Raw genomic sequence first — 13,370 nt, 5'->3', positions numbered from 1 at the left:
CTGACGTCTTACTCGGCAGATACAGCTTCGCCGGCAGTAGCACGATCAACCAACTCGACGTACGCCATAGGCGCGTTGTCGCCAGCGCGGAAACCGCACTTGAGGATGCGCAGGTAGCCACCCTCACGGGTAGCGTAACGCTTGCCCAGGTCGTTGAAGAGCTTACCAACGATAGCTTTCGAACGAGTACGGTCGAAAGCCAGACGACGGTTAGCCAGGCTATCTGTCTTGGCCAGAGTGATCAGCGGCTCGGCAACGCGGCGCAGTTCTTTGGCTTTTGGCAGAGTAGTTTTGATCAGCTCGTGCTCGAACAGCGACACCGCCATGTTTTGGAACATGGCCTTGCGGTGCGAGCTGGTGCGGCTCAGGTGACGACCACTTTTACGATGACGCATGGTTCATTCCTTACCAAACACTACGTTCGGTGATTACGACGATCAGGCAGTCGCCTTGTCGTCCTTCTTAAGACTTGCAGGCGGCCAGTTGTCGAGGCGCATGCCGAGGGACAGACCGCGGGAGGCCAGAACGTCCTTGATTTCAGTCAAGGATTTCTTGCCCAGGTTCGGAGTCTTCAACAGCTCTACTTCGGTACGCTGAATCAGGTCGCCGATGTAGTAGATGTTTTCCGCCTTAAGGCAGTTAGCCGAACGTACAGTCAGTTCCAGATCGTCAACCGGGCGAAGCAGGATCGGATCGATCTCGTCTTCCTGCTCGACAACCACTGGCTCACTGTCACCCTTGAGGTCGACGAACGCAGCCAACTGCTGTTGCAGAATGGTTGCAGCGCGACGGATAGCCTCTTCAGGGTCCAGAGTACCGTTGGTTTCCAGATCAATAACCAGCTTGTCCAGGTTGGTACGCTGTTCGACACGGGCGTTTTCCACCACGTAAGCGATACGGCGAACCGGGCTGAACGAAGAGTCGAGCTGCAAGCGACCGATGCTGCGGCTTTCGTCTTCATCGCTCTGACGCGAGTCGGCTGGTTCATAACCACGACCACGAGCTACGGTGAGCTTCATGTTCAGGGCGCCGTTAGACGCCAGGTTAGCGATTACGTGATCGGGATTAACGATCTCGACATCATGATCCAGCTGAATATCGGCAGCGGTAACCACCCCCGAACCCTTCTTCGACAAGGTCAGCGTAACTTCGTCACGACCGTGCAGCTTGATGGCCAGACCTTTAAGGTTCAACAGGATTTCAATTACGTCTTCCTGTACACCTTCGATGGCGCTGTACTCGTGGAGCACACCGTCAATCTCGGCCTCGACTACTGCGCAGCCGGGCATTGAGGACAACAGGATGCGGCGCAGCGCGTTGCCCAGGGTGTGGCCAAAACCACGCTCGAGAGGCTCGAGAGTGATCTTGGCGCGGGTTGGACTGACAACCTGCACATCAATGTGGCGGGGTGTCAGGAACTCATTTACCGAAATCTGCATGGATGCACCTATTTTCTAGCCCTTACTTGGAGTAGAGCTCGACAATCAGGCTTTCGTTGATGTCGGCGGACAGATCACTGCGAGCAGGAACGTTCTTGAAAACGCCCGACTTCTTCTCAGTGTCTACTTCTACCCATTCTACGCGGCCACGTTGGGCACACAGATCGAGAGCTTGGACAATGCGAAGCTGGTTTTTTGCTTTCTCGCGAACTGCAACCACGTCACCAGCACGAACCTGATACGACGGAACGTTTACGGTCTGACCGTTAACGCTGATCGACTTGTGCGATACCAGCTGACGGGATTCGGCACGAGTCGAACCAAAGCCCATACGGTATACAACGTTGTCCAGACGGCATTCGAGCAGTTGCAGCAGGTTTTCACCGGTTGCACCTTTCTTGCCAGCAGCTTCTTTGTAGTAGCCGCTGAACTGACGCTCGAGAACGCCGTAGATACGACGGACCTTCTGCTTTTCACGCAGTTGGGTGCCGTAATCGGACTGGCGACCGCGGCGCTGGCCGTGGATACCAGGTGCTGCTTCAATGTTGCACTTCGATTCGATCGCGCGCACGCCGCTCTTCAGGAAGAGATCGGTGCCTTCGCGACGAGCGAGTTTGCATTTTGGACCAATGTAACGAGCCATTCTTTACAATCTCCTGGATTACACGCGGCGCTTCTTCGGCGGACGGCACCCGTTGTGCGGGATTGGCGTCACGTCGGTGATGCTGGCGATCTTGTAGCCACAGCCGTTCAAAGCGCGGACTGCGGATTCACGACCTGGACCTGGACCCTTGACGTTGACGTCGAGGTTTTTCAGGCCGTATTCCAGCGCAGCTTGACCAGCACGTTCAGCAGCTACCTGAGCAGCAAACGGGGTGGACTTGCGGGAACCGCGGAAACCCGAACCACCGGAGGTAGCCCAGGAAAGAGCGTTACCTTGACGGTCGGTAATGGTCACGATGGTGTTGTTAAAAGATGCATGGATGTGGGCGATGCCATCAACCACTGTCTTTTTAACTTTTTTACGAGGACGAGCAGCAGGTTTTGCCATGATTAAATTCCTGTCGATTCGCTGGGGCGATTACTTGCGGATCGGCTTACGCGGACCTTTACGGGTACGCGCGTTGGTCTTGGTACGCTGACCGCGTACTGGCAGACCACGACGATGACGCAGACCGCGATAGCAACCGAGGTCCATCAAGCGCTTGATTTTCATGTTGATTTCGCGACGCAGGTCACCTTCAGTGGTGAACTTCGCCACTTCGCCACGCAGCTGTTCAATTTGCTCGTCGCTCAGATCTTTGATCTTTGCTGCTGGGTTTACCCCAGTCACTGCACAGATCTTCTGCGCAGTAGTGCGACCAACACCATAGATGTAGGTCAGCGAGATAACAGTATGCTTGTTATCTGGAATGTTAACGCCTGCAATACGGGCCATTCAGTGGGACTCCAATTGACAGCTACCTACGCCCCGGAAGCCAAGAAATAGGGCGCGAGATAATATCGCTGTAATAACAAATAATCAACCCGGTAGCGCACTAGCTACCGGGCTTGAAGCACAATCACACTCAGCCTTGGCGCTGTTTGTGACGCGGTTCCGCGCTGCAAATTACTCGAACAACACCTTCGCGGCGAATAATCTTGCAGTTACGGCACAGCTTTTTCACCGATGCACGAACTTTCATCACCAACTCCTCGAACCTTATGGGTACTCAGCGCAACATGCCGCTGCCGTAACCCTTCAGGTTGGCTTTCTTCATCAGGGATTCGTACTGGTGCGAAACGAGGTGCGATTGTACTTGGGACATGAAGTCCATCACAACCACGACCACGATCAGCAACGAGGTCCCGCCAAGGTAGAACGGTACGTTTGCCGCAACCACCAGAAACTGGGGCAACAGACACACGGCCGTCATGTAAAGAGCACCGAACAGGGTCAAGCGGGTCAGAACGCCATCAATGTAGCGCGCAGACTGCTCACCTGGACGAATGCCCGGAATAAAGGCACCGGACTTCTTCAGGTTTTCCGCTACGTCTTTCGGATTGAACATCAACGCCGTATAGAAGAAGCAGAAGAAAATAATCCCTGCACTAAACAGCAGAATATTCAACGGCTGACCAGGAGCGATCGACTGCGAGATGTCCTGCAACCAGCCCATACCTTCAGACTGACCGAACCAGGCACCCAGCGAAGCCGGGAACAGCAAAATGCTGCTCGCGAAAATAGCCGGGATAACACCGGCCATGTTCACCTTCAGCGGCAAGTGGCTGGTCTGCGCAGCGAAGACCTTACGGCCCTGCTGACGCTTGGCGTAGTGAACAGCAATACGACGCTGACCACGCTCAATGAACACCACGAAACCGATAATCGCTACTGCCAACAAACCGATGGCAACCAGGGCGAAAATATTGATATCACCCTGACGCGCAGACTCGAAAGACTGCCCGATTGCTCTCGGAAGACCGGCGACGATACCCGAAAAAATCAACATCGAGATACCGTTGCCAACACCACGCTCAGTAATCTGCTCACCCAGCCACATCATGAACATCGCACCAGCCACAAATGTGGTTACCGCGACGAAATGGAAGCCTAAGTCACCAGTGAACGCCACGCCCTGCCCCGCCAGACCAATGGACATGCCAATGGCCTGAACGAGAGCGAGAGCGACGGTGAGGTAGCGGGTGTACTGGCTGATCTTGCGACGGCCAGCTTCACCTTCCTTCTTCAACTGCTCCAGCTGTGGGCTGACGGCGGTCATCAACTGCATGATGATCGATGCCGAAATGTACGGCATGATCCCCAATGCAAAGATGCTCATCCGTTCCAGCGCACCGCCGGAGAACATGTTGAACAAGCTAAGAATGGTCCCCTCATTCTGTCGAAACAGGTCTGCGAGTCGGTCCGGGTTGATACCTGGAACCGGGATGTGTGCGCCTATTCGGTAGACGATAATCGCCAGGAACAGAAAACGCAGACGAGCCCAGAGTTCAGACATACCGCCTTTGCCGAGCGCAGAGAGAGCACCTTGCTTAGCCATTTATTCCTCGAACTTGCCGCCAGCTGCTTCGATAGCCGCACGCGCACCTTTGGTGGCGCCGATTCCCTTGCCGATAGTGACAGCGCGAGTCACTTCACCGGACAGCATGATTTTCACACGCTGTACGTTGACGTTGATCACGTTGGCATCTTTCAGGGACTGCACGGTGACGATGTCGCCTTCCACCTTGGCCAGCTCGGACAGACGCACTTCTGCGCGGTCCATGGCTTTCAGAGAAACGAAACCGAACTTCGGCAGGCGACGATGCAGCGGCTGTTGACCGCCTTCAAAGCCTGGAGCAATGGTGCCACCGGAGCGGGAGGTCTGACCTTTGTGGCCACGGCCACCAGTCTTGCCCAAACCACTACCGATACCACGGCCCGGACGATGCTTTTCGCGACGGGAACCCGGCGCTGGACTCAGATCATTGAGTTTCATCGATTAACCCTCGACACGCAGCATGTAGTAAGCCTTGTTGATCATCCCGCGATTCTCGGGAGTATCCTGGACTTCTACAGTGTGACCGATGCGACGCAGACCCAGACCCTTAACGCACAGTTTGTGGTTAGGGATGCGGCCGGTCATGCTTTTGATCAGCGTTACTTTAACGGTAGCCATGATTACTTGATCTCCTCAACACGCAGACCACGCTTGGCAGCGATGGACTCAGGAGATTGCATAGCCTTCAGACCCTTGAAAGTGGCGTGAACCACGTTTACCGGGTTGGTCGAGCCGTAGCACTTGGCCAGAACGTTCTGAACGCCAGCAACTTCGAGGACAGCACGCATAGCGCCGCCAGCGATGATACCGGTACCTTCAGAAGCAGGCTGCATGTACACCTTCGAAGCGCCGTGAGCGGACTTCATTGCGTACTGCAGAGTAGTGCCGTTCAGGTCAACTTGAATCATGTTGCGGCGAGCAGCTTCCATTGCCTTCTGGATCGCAGCAGGCACTTCACGCGACTTGCCACGGCCGAAGCCAACACGCCCTTTACCATCACCAACCACGGTCAACGCGGTGAAAGTGAAGATACGGCCGCCTTTAACGGTTTTGGCTACGCGGTTAACTTGAACCAGCTTCTCGATGTAGCCTTCGTCGCGCTTTTGGTCGTTATTTGACATAACTTAGAACTCCAGCCCAGCTTCACGAGCAGCATCAGCCAGCGCTTTAACGCGGCCGTGGTACTTGAAGCCAGAGCGGTCGAAAGCCACTTGCGATACGCCAGCGGCCTTAGCACGCGTAGCGACCAGCTGGCCAACCTTTGTGGCCGCGTCGATGTTGCCAGTGGCACCATCACGCAGTTCTTTATCCAAAGTCGAGGCACTTGCCAGGACTTTGTTGCCGTCGGCCGAGATGACCTGGGCGTAGATGTGCTGCGACGAGCGGAACACGCAGAGACGCACGACTTCGAGTTCGTGCATTTTCAGGCGTGCTTTGCGAGCGCGACGCAGTCGAGTAACTTTTTTGTCGGTCATTTGCTATGCCCTACTTCTTCTTGGCTTCTTTACGACGGACGACTTCGTCCGCGTAGCGCACACCTTTGCCTTTGTACGGCTCTGGTGGACGGAAGTCGCGGATCTCAGCGGCCACTTGACCTACCAGCTGCTTGTCGATGCCCTTGATCAGGATATCGGTCTGGCTAGGAGTCTCAGCGGTGATGCCTTGCGGCAGTTCGTAATCCACTGGGTGCGAGAAGCCAAGAGCCAGGTTCAGAACCTGACCTTTTGCTTGCGCCTTGTAACCAACACCGACCAGCTGGAGCTTGCGCTCGAAGCCTTGGCTTACGCCCTGGACCATGTTGTTTACCAACGCACGCGTGGTACCGGCCATTGCGCGAGTTTGTTGATCGCCGTTGCGAGCAGCAAAACGCAGCTCACCAGCTTCTTCAACGATCTCAACGGACGAATGGATGTTCAGTTCAAGAGTACCCTTGGCACCCTTCACCGAAAGCTGTTGGCCTGCGAATTTGACTTCGACACCGGCTGGCAGCTTAACGGGGTTCTTAGCGACGCGAGACATGCTTATCCCCCCTTAGAACACAGTGCAAAGAACTTCGCCGCCGACACCGGCAGCGCGCGCAGCACGATCCGTCATCACACCTTTGTTGGTGGAGACGATAGACACGCCAAGACCGCCACGAACTTTCGGCAGATCTTCAACGGACTTGTACTGACGCAGGCCTGGACGACTAACGCGCTTCACTTCTTCGATAACCGGACGGCCTTCGAAGTACTTCAGCGAGATGGACAACGACGGCTTGGCGTCGGTGGTGATCTGAAAATCCGCGATGTAACCTTCGTCCTTCAGGACTTTTGCTACAGCAGCCTTCAACGTGGAAGACGGCATGCTTACGACAGACTTTTCAGCCATCTGGGCATTACGGATTCGAGTTAGCATGTCCGCTAACGGGTCCTGCATACTCATGGGCTAGACGCTCCTAATACAGAAAAATTAGCCTTGCGGCTACTACTTGTCGCCGAGAACTTCCGGGCATGAAAAAACACGGGCTCAGGCGAGCCGGTCATTCTAGACACACCCCAGAAATGAATCAAGCCCCAAAAGGGGCTTGATTCAGATTCAAGGCACCGATGGTCAGGTTTTTACAAACCGGACCATCGAAGCTTTGACGACTATTACCAGCTGGCTTTAACCAGACCTGGAACGTCACCACGCATTGCAGCTTCACGCAGCTTGTTACGGCCAAGGCCGAACTTGCGGTAAACGCCGTGCGGACGACCAGTCAGGCGGCAACGGTTACGCATGCGCGAGGCGCTTGCGTCACGTGGTTGCTTCTGCAGAGCTACGGTAGCTTCCCAACGCGCTTCTGGACTTGCGTTCAGATCGACGATGATAGCTTTCAGCGCTGCACGCTTGGTGGCGTACTTGGCAACGGTGAGCTGACGCTTCAGCTCACGGTTTTTCATGCTCTTCTTGGCCATTTTCCTACTCCAATCAGTTGCGGAACGGGAATTTGAAAGCACGCAGCAGAGCGCGGCCTTCATCATCGTTCTTGGCAGTGGTGGTCAGGGTAATGTCCAGACCGCGGAGAGCATCGATCTTGTCGTAGTCGATTTCCGGGAAAATGATCTGCTCTTTCACGCCCATACTGTAGTTGCCACGACCATCGAAGGACTTGGCATTCAGGCCGCGGAAGTCGCGAACCCGAGGCAGGGAGATCGACAGCAGACGATCCAGGAACTCGTACATACGCTCACGGCGCAGGGTCACTTTGACGCCGATCGGCCATCCTTCGCGGACTTTGAAGCCAGCGATGGATTTACGAGCGTAGGTCACAACGACTTTCTGGCCGGTGATCTTTTCCAGGTCAGCAACAGCGTGCTCGATGACTTTTTTGTCGCCGATCGCTTCGCCCAGACCCATGTTCAGGGTGATTTTGGTAACGCGCGGAACTTCCATCACGTTCGAAAGCTTAAGTTCTTCCTTAAGTTTCGGAGCGATTTCCTTCCGGTAAATCTCTTTTAGTCGTGCCATGGTCTTCTACCTAGCAGTGTTCAAGCATCAACCGCTTTTTGGGTCGACTTGAAGACACGAATTTTCTTACCGTCTTCTACTTTGAAACCAACGCGGTCAGCCTTGTTGGTTTCGCCGTTGAAGATGGCGACGTTGGAAGCGTGCAGTGGCGCTTCTTTCTCGACGATACCGCCCTGTACGCCCGACATCGGGTTAGGCTTGGTATGACGCTTGACCAGGTTCAGACCACCAACAACCAGACGGTTGTCAGCAAGAACCTTCAGCACCTTACCGCGCTTACCTTTGTCTTTGCCGGCGATCACGATGATCTCGTCGTCACGACGAATCTTTTGCATGTCGGATCTCCTTACAGCACTTCTGGGGCGAGCGAGACGATCTTCATGAACTTCTCAGTACGAAGCTCACGGGTCACTGGCCCAAAGATACGGGTGCCGATCGGCTCTTGCTTGTTGTTCAGAAGAACAGCAGCGTTGCCATCAAAGCGGATAATGGAGCCATCAGCACGACGTACGCCGTGACGAGTGCGGACTACAACAGCAGTCATCACTTGGCCTTTTTTCACTTTACCGCGAGGAATTGCTTCCTTCACGGTAACTTTGATGATGTCACCGATACCAGCGTAACGACGATGGGAGCCACCCAGCACCTTGATGCACATAACACGGCGAGCGCCGCTGTTATCGGCCACATCGAGCATGGATTGAGTCTGAATCATATAATTTCTCCGACCCCTAGCCCTTAGACTTCCACAGCGCGTTCGAGAACATCAACCAGCGCCCAAGATTTGGTCTTGGCCATCGGACGAGTTTCACGAATAGTGACTTTGTCGCCGATGTGGCACTGATTGGTTTCGTCGTGCGCGTGCAGCTTAGTCGAACGCTTAACGTATTTACCGTAGATCGGGTGCTTAACGCGACGCTCGATCAGAACGGTGATGGTTTTGTCCATCTTGTCGCTGACAACACGGCCAGTCAGCGTACGGACAGTTTTTTCGGCTTCAGCCATGATCACTTACCTGCCTGCTGGTTGAGCACAGTCTTCACGCGAGCGATGTCACGCTTAACTTGCGAGAGCAGATGAGACTGCCCCAACTGGCCAGTTGCTTTCTGCATGCGCAGATTGAACTGGTCGCGCAGCAGGCCGAGCAGTTGCTCGTTCAGCTGCTGTGCGGATTTTTCACGAAGTTCATTCGCTTTCATCACATCACCGTCCGTTTAACAAAGGAGGTGGCGAGCGGCAGCTTTGCAGCAGCCAGGGCGAAAGCCTCACGCGCCAGCTCTTCAGAAACACCCTCGATTTCATACAGGACTTTGCCTGGCTGAATCTGGGCAACCCAGTACTCCACGTTACCCTTACCTTTACCCATACGAACCTCGAGAGGTTTTTTGGAGATCGGCTTGTCCGGGAATACACGGATCCAGATCTTGCCGCCACGTTTTACGTGACGGGTCAGAGCACGACGCGCTGACTCGATCTGACGAGCGGTGAGACGACCACGAGCAACAGACTTCAGCGCGAACTCGCCGAAGCTGACTTTGCTACCGCGCAGTGCCAGACCACGGTTGTGGCCGGTCATCTGCTTGCGGAACTTCGTACGCTTTGGTTGCAACATTTGGCGTACCCCTTACTTAGCAGCTTTTTTACGAGGCGCTGGTGCTTGTGGTTTCAGTTCTTCTTGGCGACCACCAATAACTTCGCCTTTGAAGATCCAAACCTTTACACCGATCACACCGTAAGTGGTGTGAGCTTCGTAGTTGGCATAGTCGATGTCGGCACGCAGGGTGTGCAATGGCACACGACCTTCGCGATACCATTCAGTACGTGCGATTTCAGCACCGCCGAGACGACCGCTCACTTGGATTTTGATGCCTTTGGCACCAATGCGCATGGCGTTCTGTACTGCGCGCTTCATAGCGCGACGGAACATTACGCGACGCTCCAGCTGCTGAGCTACGCTCTGCGCAACCAGCATACCGTCGAGCTCCGGCTTGCGGATCTCTTCGATATTGATGTGCACAGGCACACCCATTTGCTTGGTCAGGTCCTGACGCAGTTTCTCAACATCTTCACCTTTCTTCCCGATAACGATACCTGGACGAGCGGTGTGGATGGTGATGCGTGCAGTTTGGGCCGGACGATGGATATCGATACGGCTTACGGACGCGCTTTTTAGTTTGTCTTGGAGATACTCACGCACTTTCAGATCTGCGAACAAGTAGTCCGCATAAGTCCGACCGTCTGCGTACCAGACGGAGGTGTGCTCCTTGACGATTCCCAGGCGAATGCCAATGGGATGTACTTTCTGACCCATCTCTTCGACTCCGTTACTTGTCAGCAACCTTGACAGTGATATGGCAAGACCGCTTGACGATGCGATCAGCACGGCCTTTGGCACGTGGCATGATGCGCTTCAGCGAACGCCCTTCGTTGACGAAAACGGTGCTGACCTTCAGGTCATCAACGTCTGCGCCTTCGTTATGCTCGGCGTTGGCTACGGCCGACTCCAGCACTTTTTTCATGATCTCGGCGGCTTTCTTACTGCTGAAAGCCAACAGGTTGAGCGCTTCGCCCACCTTCTTCCCGCGGATCTGGTCGGCGACCAAGCGGGCTTTCTGGGCGGAGATTCGAGCGCCCGACAACTTAGCGGCTACTTCCATTTCCTTACCCCTTAACGCTTGGCTTTCTTGTCAGCCACGTGCCCGCGATAGTTGCGGGTACCGGCGAACTCGCCCAGTTTGTGGCCGACCATGTCTTCGTTAACGAGAACCGGGACGTGCTGACGACCGTTGTGTACTGCGATGGTCAGACCGACCATTTGTGGCAGGATCATGGAACGACGCGACCAGGTTTTAATTGGTTTGCGATCGTTCTTTTCCGCCGCCACTTCGATCTTCTTCAGTAGGTGAAGATCAATAAAAGGACCTTTTTTCAGAGAACGTGGCACTGTCGTATCCCTCTATTTACTTGCGACGACGGACGATCATTTTGTCGGTACGCTTATTACCACGAGTCTTCGCGCCCTTAGTCGGGAAGCCCCATGGCGATACCGGATGACGACCACCAGAGGTACGACCTTCACCACCACCATGTGGGTGGTCAACCGGGTTCATGGCAACACCACGAACGGTTGGGCGAACGCCACGCCAGCGTTTGGCACCAGCTTTACCCAGCGAACGCAGGCTGTGCTCGGAGTTCGAGACTTCGCCCAGGGTCGCACGGCATTCAGCCAGGACTTTACGCATCTCACCGGAACGCAGACGCAGGGTAACGTACACACCTTCACGAGCGATCAGCTGAGCCGAAGCACCAGCGGAACGAGCGATCTGTGCGCCTTTACCTGGCTTCAATTCGATGCCGTGTACGGTAGAACCGACTGGAATGTTGCGCAGTTGCAGAGCGTTGCCTGGCTTGATTGGAGCCAGAGCGCCTGCGATCAGCTGGTCGCCAGCACTCACGCCTTTAGGGGCAATGATGTAGCGGCGCTCGCCGTCTGCGTAGCACAGCAGTGCGATGTGAGCAGTACGGTTTGGATCGTATTCGATACGCTCGACAGTGGCGACGATGCCATCTTTGTCGTTGCGACGGAAATCGACCATACGGTAATGCTGCTTATGACCACCACCGATGTGACGAGTGGTAATACGGCCATTGTTGTTACGACCACCAGTCTTCGATTTTTTCTCGAGCAGCGGTGCGTGAGGAGCGCCTTTATGCAGCTCCTGGTTGACCACCTTGACCACAAAACGGCGGCCAGGGGAAGTCGGTTTGCATTTAACGATTGCCATGATGCACCCCTTCCTTACTCAGCACTGCTGCTGAAATCGAGATCTTGGCCTGGCTGAAGGGAGATAACTGCCTTCTTCCAGTCATTACGCTTGCCCAGACCGCGAGCAGTGCGCTTGCTCTTACCCAGAACATTCAGGGTAGTGACGCGCTCTACTTTCACGCTGAACAGGCTTTCGACGGCCTTCTTGATTTCCAGCTTGGTTGCGTCAGTAGCAACCTTGAAAACGAACTGGCCTTTCTTGTCTGCCAGAACCGTAGCCTTCTCGGAAACGTGCGGGCCAAGCAGAACTTTAAATACGCGTTCCTGGTTCATCCCAGCAGCTCCTCGAATTTCTTCACGGCCGACACGGTGATCAACACCTTGTCGTATGCGATCAGACTAACTGGATCGGAACCTTGCACGTCACGTACATCTACGTGAGGCAGGTTGCGAGCAGCCAGGTACAGGTTCTGATCAACAGCGTCCGACACGATGAGAACATCGGTCAGGCTCATGTTGTTCAGCTTGCCCAGCAGATCTTTGGTTTTCGGAGTTTCAACAGCGAAATCCTGAACCACGACCAGACGATCAGTACGCACCAGCTCAGCAAGGATGGAACGCATTGCTGCGCGATACATCTTCTTGTTCAGCTTCTGGGAGTGATCCTGTGGACGAGCTGCGAAAGTGGTACCGCCGCCACGCCAGATTGGGCTACGGATAGTACCGGCACGAGCACGGCCAGTACCTTTCTGACGCCATGGGCGCTTGCCGCCACCACGAACGTCGGAACGGGTCTTCTGCTGCTTGCTACCTTGACGGCCGCCGGCCATGTAGGCCACGACTGCTTGGTGAACCAGCGTCTCGTTGAATTCGCCGCCAAATGTCAGTTCGGAAACTTCGATCGCTTGAGCGTCATTTACATTTAATTGCATGTCAGCTTCCCCTTAACCGCGAGCCTTGGCTGCTGGACGTACAACCAGGTTGCCGCCAGTAGCGCCAGGAACAGCGCCCTTGACCAACAACAGATTGCGTTCAGCGTCCACGCGCACTACTTCCAGGGACTGCACGGTCACGCGCTCAGCGCCCATATGACCGGACATTTTTTTGCCCTTGAATACACGACCAGGAGTCTGGCACTGGCCGATAGAGCCTGGGACGCGGTGGGATACGGAGTTACCGTGGGTGTTATCTTGCCCGCGGAAATTCCAACGCTTGATCGTACCCTGGAAGCCCTTACCCTTGGACTGACCGGTTACATCAACCAGTTGACCAGCGGCGAAGATTTCAGCGTTGATCAGATCGCCTGCCTGGTACTCGCCTTCTTCAAGACGGAATTCCATGGTGGTGCGACCAGCGGCAACGTTCGCTTTAGCGAAGTGGCCAGCCTGAGCTGCTGTTACACGCGAAGCACGACGCTCGCCGACAGTGACTTGCACTGCACGATAGCCATCGGTCTCTTCAGTTTTGAACTGGGTGACGCGATTCGGCTCGATCTCAATGACCGTGACCGGAATGGAGACACCTTCTTCGGTGAAAATACGGGTCATACCGCATTTACGACCGACTACACCAATAGTCATGTTGTAAACCTCATGAGTGTACGGGGCTTTCACCCGCTATGGCCGCCCATTT

At 54.9% G+C, this 13,370-nt stretch carries 27 protein-coding genes; all 27 read right to left on the bottom strand.

The window, feature by feature from the left end; genetic code table 11:
* Positions 1 to 8: 8 nt before the first annotated feature.
* On the bottom strand, positions 9 to 395 hold the full coding sequence (gene rplQ / locus V6F91_RS25435; protein ID WP_003176402.1) for a 50S ribosomal protein L17: 387 nt from the start codon (positions 393 to 395) through the stop codon (positions 9 to 11).
* A gap of 42 nt (positions 396 to 437) precedes the next feature.
* The gene (locus tag V6F91_RS25430) at positions 438 to 1,439 is read right to left on the bottom strand and encodes a DNA-directed RNA polymerase subunit alpha (protein WP_003186012.1); all 1,002 of its coding nucleotides are present in this window, start codon (positions 1,437 to 1,439) and stop codon (positions 438 to 440) included.
* 22 nt (positions 1,440 to 1,461) lie between these two features.
* On the bottom strand, positions 1,462 to 2,082 hold the full coding sequence (rpsD, locus tag V6F91_RS25425; protein WP_003176404.1) for a 30S ribosomal protein S4: 621 nt from the start codon (positions 2,080 to 2,082) through the stop codon (positions 1,462 to 1,464).
* An 18-nt stretch (positions 2,083 to 2,100) separates the two neighbouring features.
* Positions 2,101 to 2,490 (bottom strand): 30S ribosomal protein S11, encoded by a 390-nt coding sequence (gene rpsK, locus V6F91_RS25420; RefSeq protein ID WP_002555466.1) that lies wholly within the window; start codon positions 2,488 to 2,490, stop codon positions 2,101 to 2,103.
* A gap of 30 nt (positions 2,491 to 2,520) precedes the next feature.
* On the bottom strand, positions 2,521 to 2,877 hold the full coding sequence (rpsM, locus tag V6F91_RS25415; RefSeq protein ID WP_003186020.1) for a 30S ribosomal protein S13: 357 nt from the start codon (positions 2,875 to 2,877) through the stop codon (positions 2,521 to 2,523).
* A 130-nt stretch (positions 2,878 to 3,007) separates the two neighbouring features.
* The gene (rpmJ, locus tag V6F91_RS25410) at positions 3,008 to 3,124 is read right to left on the bottom strand and encodes a 50S ribosomal protein L36 (RefSeq protein WP_002555468.1); all 117 of its coding nucleotides are present in this window, start codon (positions 3,122 to 3,124) and stop codon (positions 3,008 to 3,010) included.
* Between the two features lie 27 nt (positions 3,125 to 3,151).
* The gene (secY, locus tag V6F91_RS25405) at positions 3,152 to 4,480 is read right to left on the bottom strand and encodes a preprotein translocase subunit SecY (protein ID WP_090286770.1); all 1,329 of its coding nucleotides are present in this window, start codon (positions 4,478 to 4,480) and stop codon (positions 3,152 to 3,154) included.
* Positions 4,481 to 4,918 carry a 50S ribosomal protein L15 gene (gene rplO / locus V6F91_RS25400; protein WP_003228720.1) on the bottom strand — a complete coding sequence of 146 codons (438 nt, stop codon included), beginning with the start codon at positions 4,916 to 4,918 and terminating at the stop codon, positions 4,481 to 4,483.
* Positions 4,919 to 4,921: 3 nt separating this feature from the next.
* Positions 4,922 to 5,098, bottom strand: coding sequence for a 50S ribosomal protein L30 (gene rpmD / locus V6F91_RS25395; protein ID WP_003176408.1), 177 nt, complete (start codon positions 5,096 to 5,098; stop codon positions 4,922 to 4,924).
* A 2-nt stretch (positions 5,099 to 5,100) separates the two neighbouring features.
* Positions 5,101 to 5,601, bottom strand: coding sequence for a 30S ribosomal protein S5 (gene rpsE, locus V6F91_RS25390; RefSeq protein ID WP_007955637.1), 501 nt, complete (start codon positions 5,599 to 5,601; stop codon positions 5,101 to 5,103).
* A 3-nt stretch (positions 5,602 to 5,604) separates the two neighbouring features.
* The gene (gene rplR / locus V6F91_RS25385) at positions 5,605 to 5,955 is read right to left on the bottom strand and encodes a 50S ribosomal protein L18 (protein WP_003186037.1); all 351 of its coding nucleotides are present in this window, start codon (positions 5,953 to 5,955) and stop codon (positions 5,605 to 5,607) included.
* Positions 5,956 to 5,965: 10 nt separating this feature from the next.
* Positions 5,966 to 6,499, bottom strand: a complete 534-nt coding sequence (rplF, locus tag V6F91_RS25380) for a 50S ribosomal protein L6 (RefSeq protein WP_007966176.1) — start codon at positions 6,497 to 6,499, stop codon at positions 5,966 to 5,968.
* A 12-nt stretch (positions 6,500 to 6,511) separates the two neighbouring features.
* Complete coding sequence (gene rpsH, locus V6F91_RS25375; protein WP_016772944.1) at positions 6,512 to 6,904, bottom strand: 30S ribosomal protein S8; 393 nt, start codon at positions 6,902 to 6,904, stop codon at positions 6,512 to 6,514.
* A gap of 209 nt (positions 6,905 to 7,113) precedes the next feature.
* Positions 7,114 to 7,419, bottom strand: a complete 306-nt coding sequence (gene rpsN, locus V6F91_RS25370; protein WP_003228726.1) for a 30S ribosomal protein S14 — start codon at positions 7,417 to 7,419, stop codon at positions 7,114 to 7,116.
* 13 nt (positions 7,420 to 7,432) lie between these two features.
* Positions 7,433 to 7,972, bottom strand: a complete 540-nt coding sequence (rplE, locus tag V6F91_RS25365; RefSeq protein ID WP_003210069.1) for a 50S ribosomal protein L5 — start codon at positions 7,970 to 7,972, stop codon at positions 7,433 to 7,435.
* Positions 7,973 to 7,992: 20 nt separating this feature from the next.
* The gene (gene rplX, locus V6F91_RS25360) at positions 7,993 to 8,307 is read right to left on the bottom strand and encodes a 50S ribosomal protein L24 (protein ID WP_003186046.1); all 315 of its coding nucleotides are present in this window, start codon (positions 8,305 to 8,307) and stop codon (positions 7,993 to 7,995) included.
* A gap of 11 nt (positions 8,308 to 8,318) precedes the next feature.
* Positions 8,319 to 8,687 carry a 50S ribosomal protein L14 gene (gene rplN, locus V6F91_RS25355; protein WP_002555479.1) on the bottom strand — a complete coding sequence of 123 codons (369 nt, stop codon included), beginning with the start codon at positions 8,685 to 8,687 and terminating at the stop codon, positions 8,319 to 8,321.
* A 23-nt stretch (positions 8,688 to 8,710) separates the two neighbouring features.
* The gene (gene rpsQ, locus V6F91_RS25350) at positions 8,711 to 8,977 is read right to left on the bottom strand and encodes a 30S ribosomal protein S17 (RefSeq protein ID WP_003194644.1); all 267 of its coding nucleotides are present in this window, start codon (positions 8,975 to 8,977) and stop codon (positions 8,711 to 8,713) included.
* Positions 8,978 to 8,979: 2 nt separating this feature from the next.
* Entirely contained in the window at positions 8,980 to 9,171 is a 192-nt protein-coding gene (rpmC, locus tag V6F91_RS25345; protein ID WP_002555481.1) for a 50S ribosomal protein L29, read from the bottom strand.
* On the bottom strand, positions 9,171 to 9,584 hold the full coding sequence (gene rplP / locus V6F91_RS25340) for a 50S ribosomal protein L16 (RefSeq protein ID WP_003228729.1): 414 nt from the start codon (positions 9,582 to 9,584) through the stop codon (positions 9,171 to 9,173). Before rplP ends, rpmC begins: the two co-directional genes overlap by 1 nt.
* Before the next feature lie 12 nt (positions 9,585 to 9,596).
* A complete protein-coding gene (rpsC, locus tag V6F91_RS25335) occupies positions 9,597 to 10,283 on the bottom strand; it encodes a 30S ribosomal protein S3 (RefSeq protein ID WP_003176422.1) in 687 nt (228 codons plus the stop codon).
* Positions 10,284 to 10,296: 13 nt separating this feature from the next.
* On the bottom strand, positions 10,297 to 10,629 hold the full coding sequence (gene rplV, locus V6F91_RS25330) for a 50S ribosomal protein L22 (protein WP_003103908.1): 333 nt from the start codon (positions 10,627 to 10,629) through the stop codon (positions 10,297 to 10,299).
* Positions 10,630 to 10,640: 11 nt separating this feature from the next.
* The gene (rpsS, locus tag V6F91_RS25325; RefSeq protein WP_011336172.1) at positions 10,641 to 10,916 is read right to left on the bottom strand and encodes a 30S ribosomal protein S19; all 276 of its coding nucleotides are present in this window, start codon (positions 10,914 to 10,916) and stop codon (positions 10,641 to 10,643) included.
* A 16-nt stretch (positions 10,917 to 10,932) separates the two neighbouring features.
* Positions 10,933 to 11,757 (bottom strand): 50S ribosomal protein L2, encoded by an 825-nt coding sequence (gene rplB / locus V6F91_RS25320; protein ID WP_003228734.1) that lies wholly within the window; start codon positions 11,755 to 11,757, stop codon positions 10,933 to 10,935.
* Between the two features lie 14 nt (positions 11,758 to 11,771).
* Positions 11,772 to 12,071: a 50S ribosomal protein L23 gene (gene rplW / locus V6F91_RS25315; protein WP_002555488.1), complete on the bottom strand. Its 300-nt coding sequence runs from the start codon at positions 12,069 to 12,071 to the stop codon at positions 11,772 to 11,774.
* A complete protein-coding gene (gene rplD, locus V6F91_RS25310) occupies positions 12,068 to 12,670 on the bottom strand; it encodes a 50S ribosomal protein L4 (protein ID WP_003228735.1) in 603 nt (200 codons plus the stop codon). The genes rplW and rplD overlap by 4 nt, the downstream gene beginning before the upstream one ends.
* A 12-nt stretch (positions 12,671 to 12,682) precedes the next feature.
* A complete protein-coding gene (gene rplC / locus V6F91_RS25305) occupies positions 12,683 to 13,318 on the bottom strand; it encodes a 50S ribosomal protein L3 (protein WP_003228738.1) in 636 nt (211 codons plus the stop codon).
* Between the last annotated feature and the right edge of the window lie 52 nt (positions 13,319 to 13,370).

The sequence above is a fragment of the Pseudomonas koreensis genome, assembly GCF_036668835.1.
Taxonomy (GTDB): domain Bacteria; phylum Pseudomonadota; class Gammaproteobacteria; order Pseudomonadales; family Pseudomonadaceae; genus Aquipseudomonas; species Aquipseudomonas koreensis_I.
The sequence above is the reverse complement of the archived record's forward strand: the minus strand, read 5'-3'. Positions and strand labels throughout refer to the sequence as shown.

Excerpts from the sequence above, each read along its gene's own strand:
- rplN (WP_002555479.1), bottom strand. The coding sequence starts at position 8,687 with ATGATTCAGACTCAATCCATGCTCGATGTGGCCGATAACAGCGGCGCT.
- rplX (WP_003186046.1), bottom strand. The coding sequence starts at position 8,307 with ATGCAAAAGATTCGTCGTGACGACGAGATCATCGTGATCGCCGGCAAA.
- rplF (WP_007966176.1), bottom strand. The coding sequence starts at position 6,499 with ATGTCTCGCGTCGCTAAGAACCCCGTTAAGCTGCCAGCCGGTGTCGAA.
- rpsK (WP_002555466.1), bottom strand. The coding sequence starts at position 2,490 with ATGGCAAAACCTGCTGCTCGTCCTCGTAAAAAAGTTAAAAAGACAGTG.
- rplV (WP_003103908.1), bottom strand. The coding sequence starts at position 10,629 with ATGGAAGTAGCCGCTAAGTTGTCGGGCGCTCGAATCTCCGCCCAGAAA.
- rplR (WP_003186037.1), bottom strand. The coding sequence starts at position 5,955 with ATGACCGACAAAAAAGTTACTCGACTGCGTCGCGCTCGCAAAGCACGC.
- rpsM (WP_003186020.1), bottom strand. The coding sequence starts at position 2,877 with ATGGCCCGTATTGCAGGCGTTAACATTCCAGATAACAAGCATACTGTT.
- rplD (WP_003228735.1), bottom strand. The coding sequence starts at position 12,670 with ATGCAATTAAATGTAAATGACGCTCAAGCGATCGAAGTTTCCGAACTG.
- rplW (WP_002555488.1), bottom strand. The coding sequence starts at position 12,071 with ATGAACCAGGAACGCGTATTTAAAGTTCTGCTTGGCCCGCACGTTTCC.
- rpmJ (WP_002555468.1), bottom strand. The coding sequence starts at position 3,124 with ATGAAAGTTCGTGCATCGGTGAAAAAGCTGTGCCGTAACTGCAAGATT.
- rpsQ (WP_003194644.1), bottom strand. The coding sequence starts at position 8,977 with ATGGCTGAAGCCGAAAAAACTGTCCGTACGCTGACTGGCCGTGTTGTC.
- rplE (WP_003210069.1), bottom strand. The coding sequence starts at position 7,972 with ATGGCACGACTAAAAGAGATTTACCGGAAGGAAATCGCTCCGAAACTT.
- rpmC (WP_002555481.1), bottom strand. The coding sequence starts at position 9,171 with ATGAAAGCGAATGAACTTCGTGAAAAATCCGCACAGCAGCTGAACGAG.
- rplO (WP_003228720.1), bottom strand. The coding sequence starts at position 4,918 with ATGAAACTCAATGATCTGAGTCCAGCGCCGGGTTCCCGTCGCGAAAAG.
- rpsD (WP_003176404.1), bottom strand. The coding sequence starts at position 2,082 with ATGGCTCGTTACATTGGTCCAAAATGCAAACTCGCTCGTCGCGAAGGC.
- rpsH (WP_016772944.1), bottom strand. The coding sequence starts at position 6,904 with ATGAGTATGCAGGACCCGTTAGCGGACATGCTAACTCGAATCCGTAAT.
- rpsE (WP_007955637.1), bottom strand. The coding sequence starts at position 5,601 with ATGTCAAATAACGACCAAAAGCGCGACGAAGGCTACATCGAGAAGCTG.
- rplP (WP_003228729.1), bottom strand. The coding sequence starts at position 9,584 with ATGTTGCAACCAAAGCGTACGAAGTTCCGCAAGCAGATGACCGGCCAC.
- secY (WP_090286770.1), bottom strand. The coding sequence starts at position 4,480 with ATGGCTAAGCAAGGTGCTCTCTCTGCGCTCGGCAAAGGCGGTATGTCT.
- V6F91_RS25430 (WP_003186012.1), bottom strand. The coding sequence starts at position 1,439 with ATGCAGATTTCGGTAAATGAGTTCCTGACACCCCGCCACATTGATGTG.
- rpsC (WP_003176422.1), bottom strand. The coding sequence starts at position 10,283 with ATGGGTCAGAAAGTACATCCCATTGGCATTCGCCTGGGAATCGTCAAG.
- rplC (WP_003228738.1), bottom strand. The coding sequence starts at position 13,318 with ATGACTATTGGTGTAGTCGGTCGTAAATGCGGTATGACCCGTATTTTC.
- rplB (WP_003228734.1), bottom strand. The coding sequence starts at position 11,757 with ATGGCAATCGTTAAATGCAAACCGACTTCCCCTGGCCGCCGTTTTGTG.
- rpmD (WP_003176408.1), bottom strand. The coding sequence starts at position 5,098 with ATGGCTACCGTTAAAGTAACGCTGATCAAAAGCATGACCGGCCGCATC.
- rpsN (WP_003228726.1), bottom strand. The coding sequence starts at position 7,419 with ATGGCCAAGAAGAGCATGAAAAACCGTGAGCTGAAGCGTCAGCTCACC.
- rplQ (WP_003176402.1), bottom strand. The coding sequence starts at position 395 with ATGCGTCATCGTAAAAGTGGTCGTCACCTGAGCCGCACCAGCTCGCAC.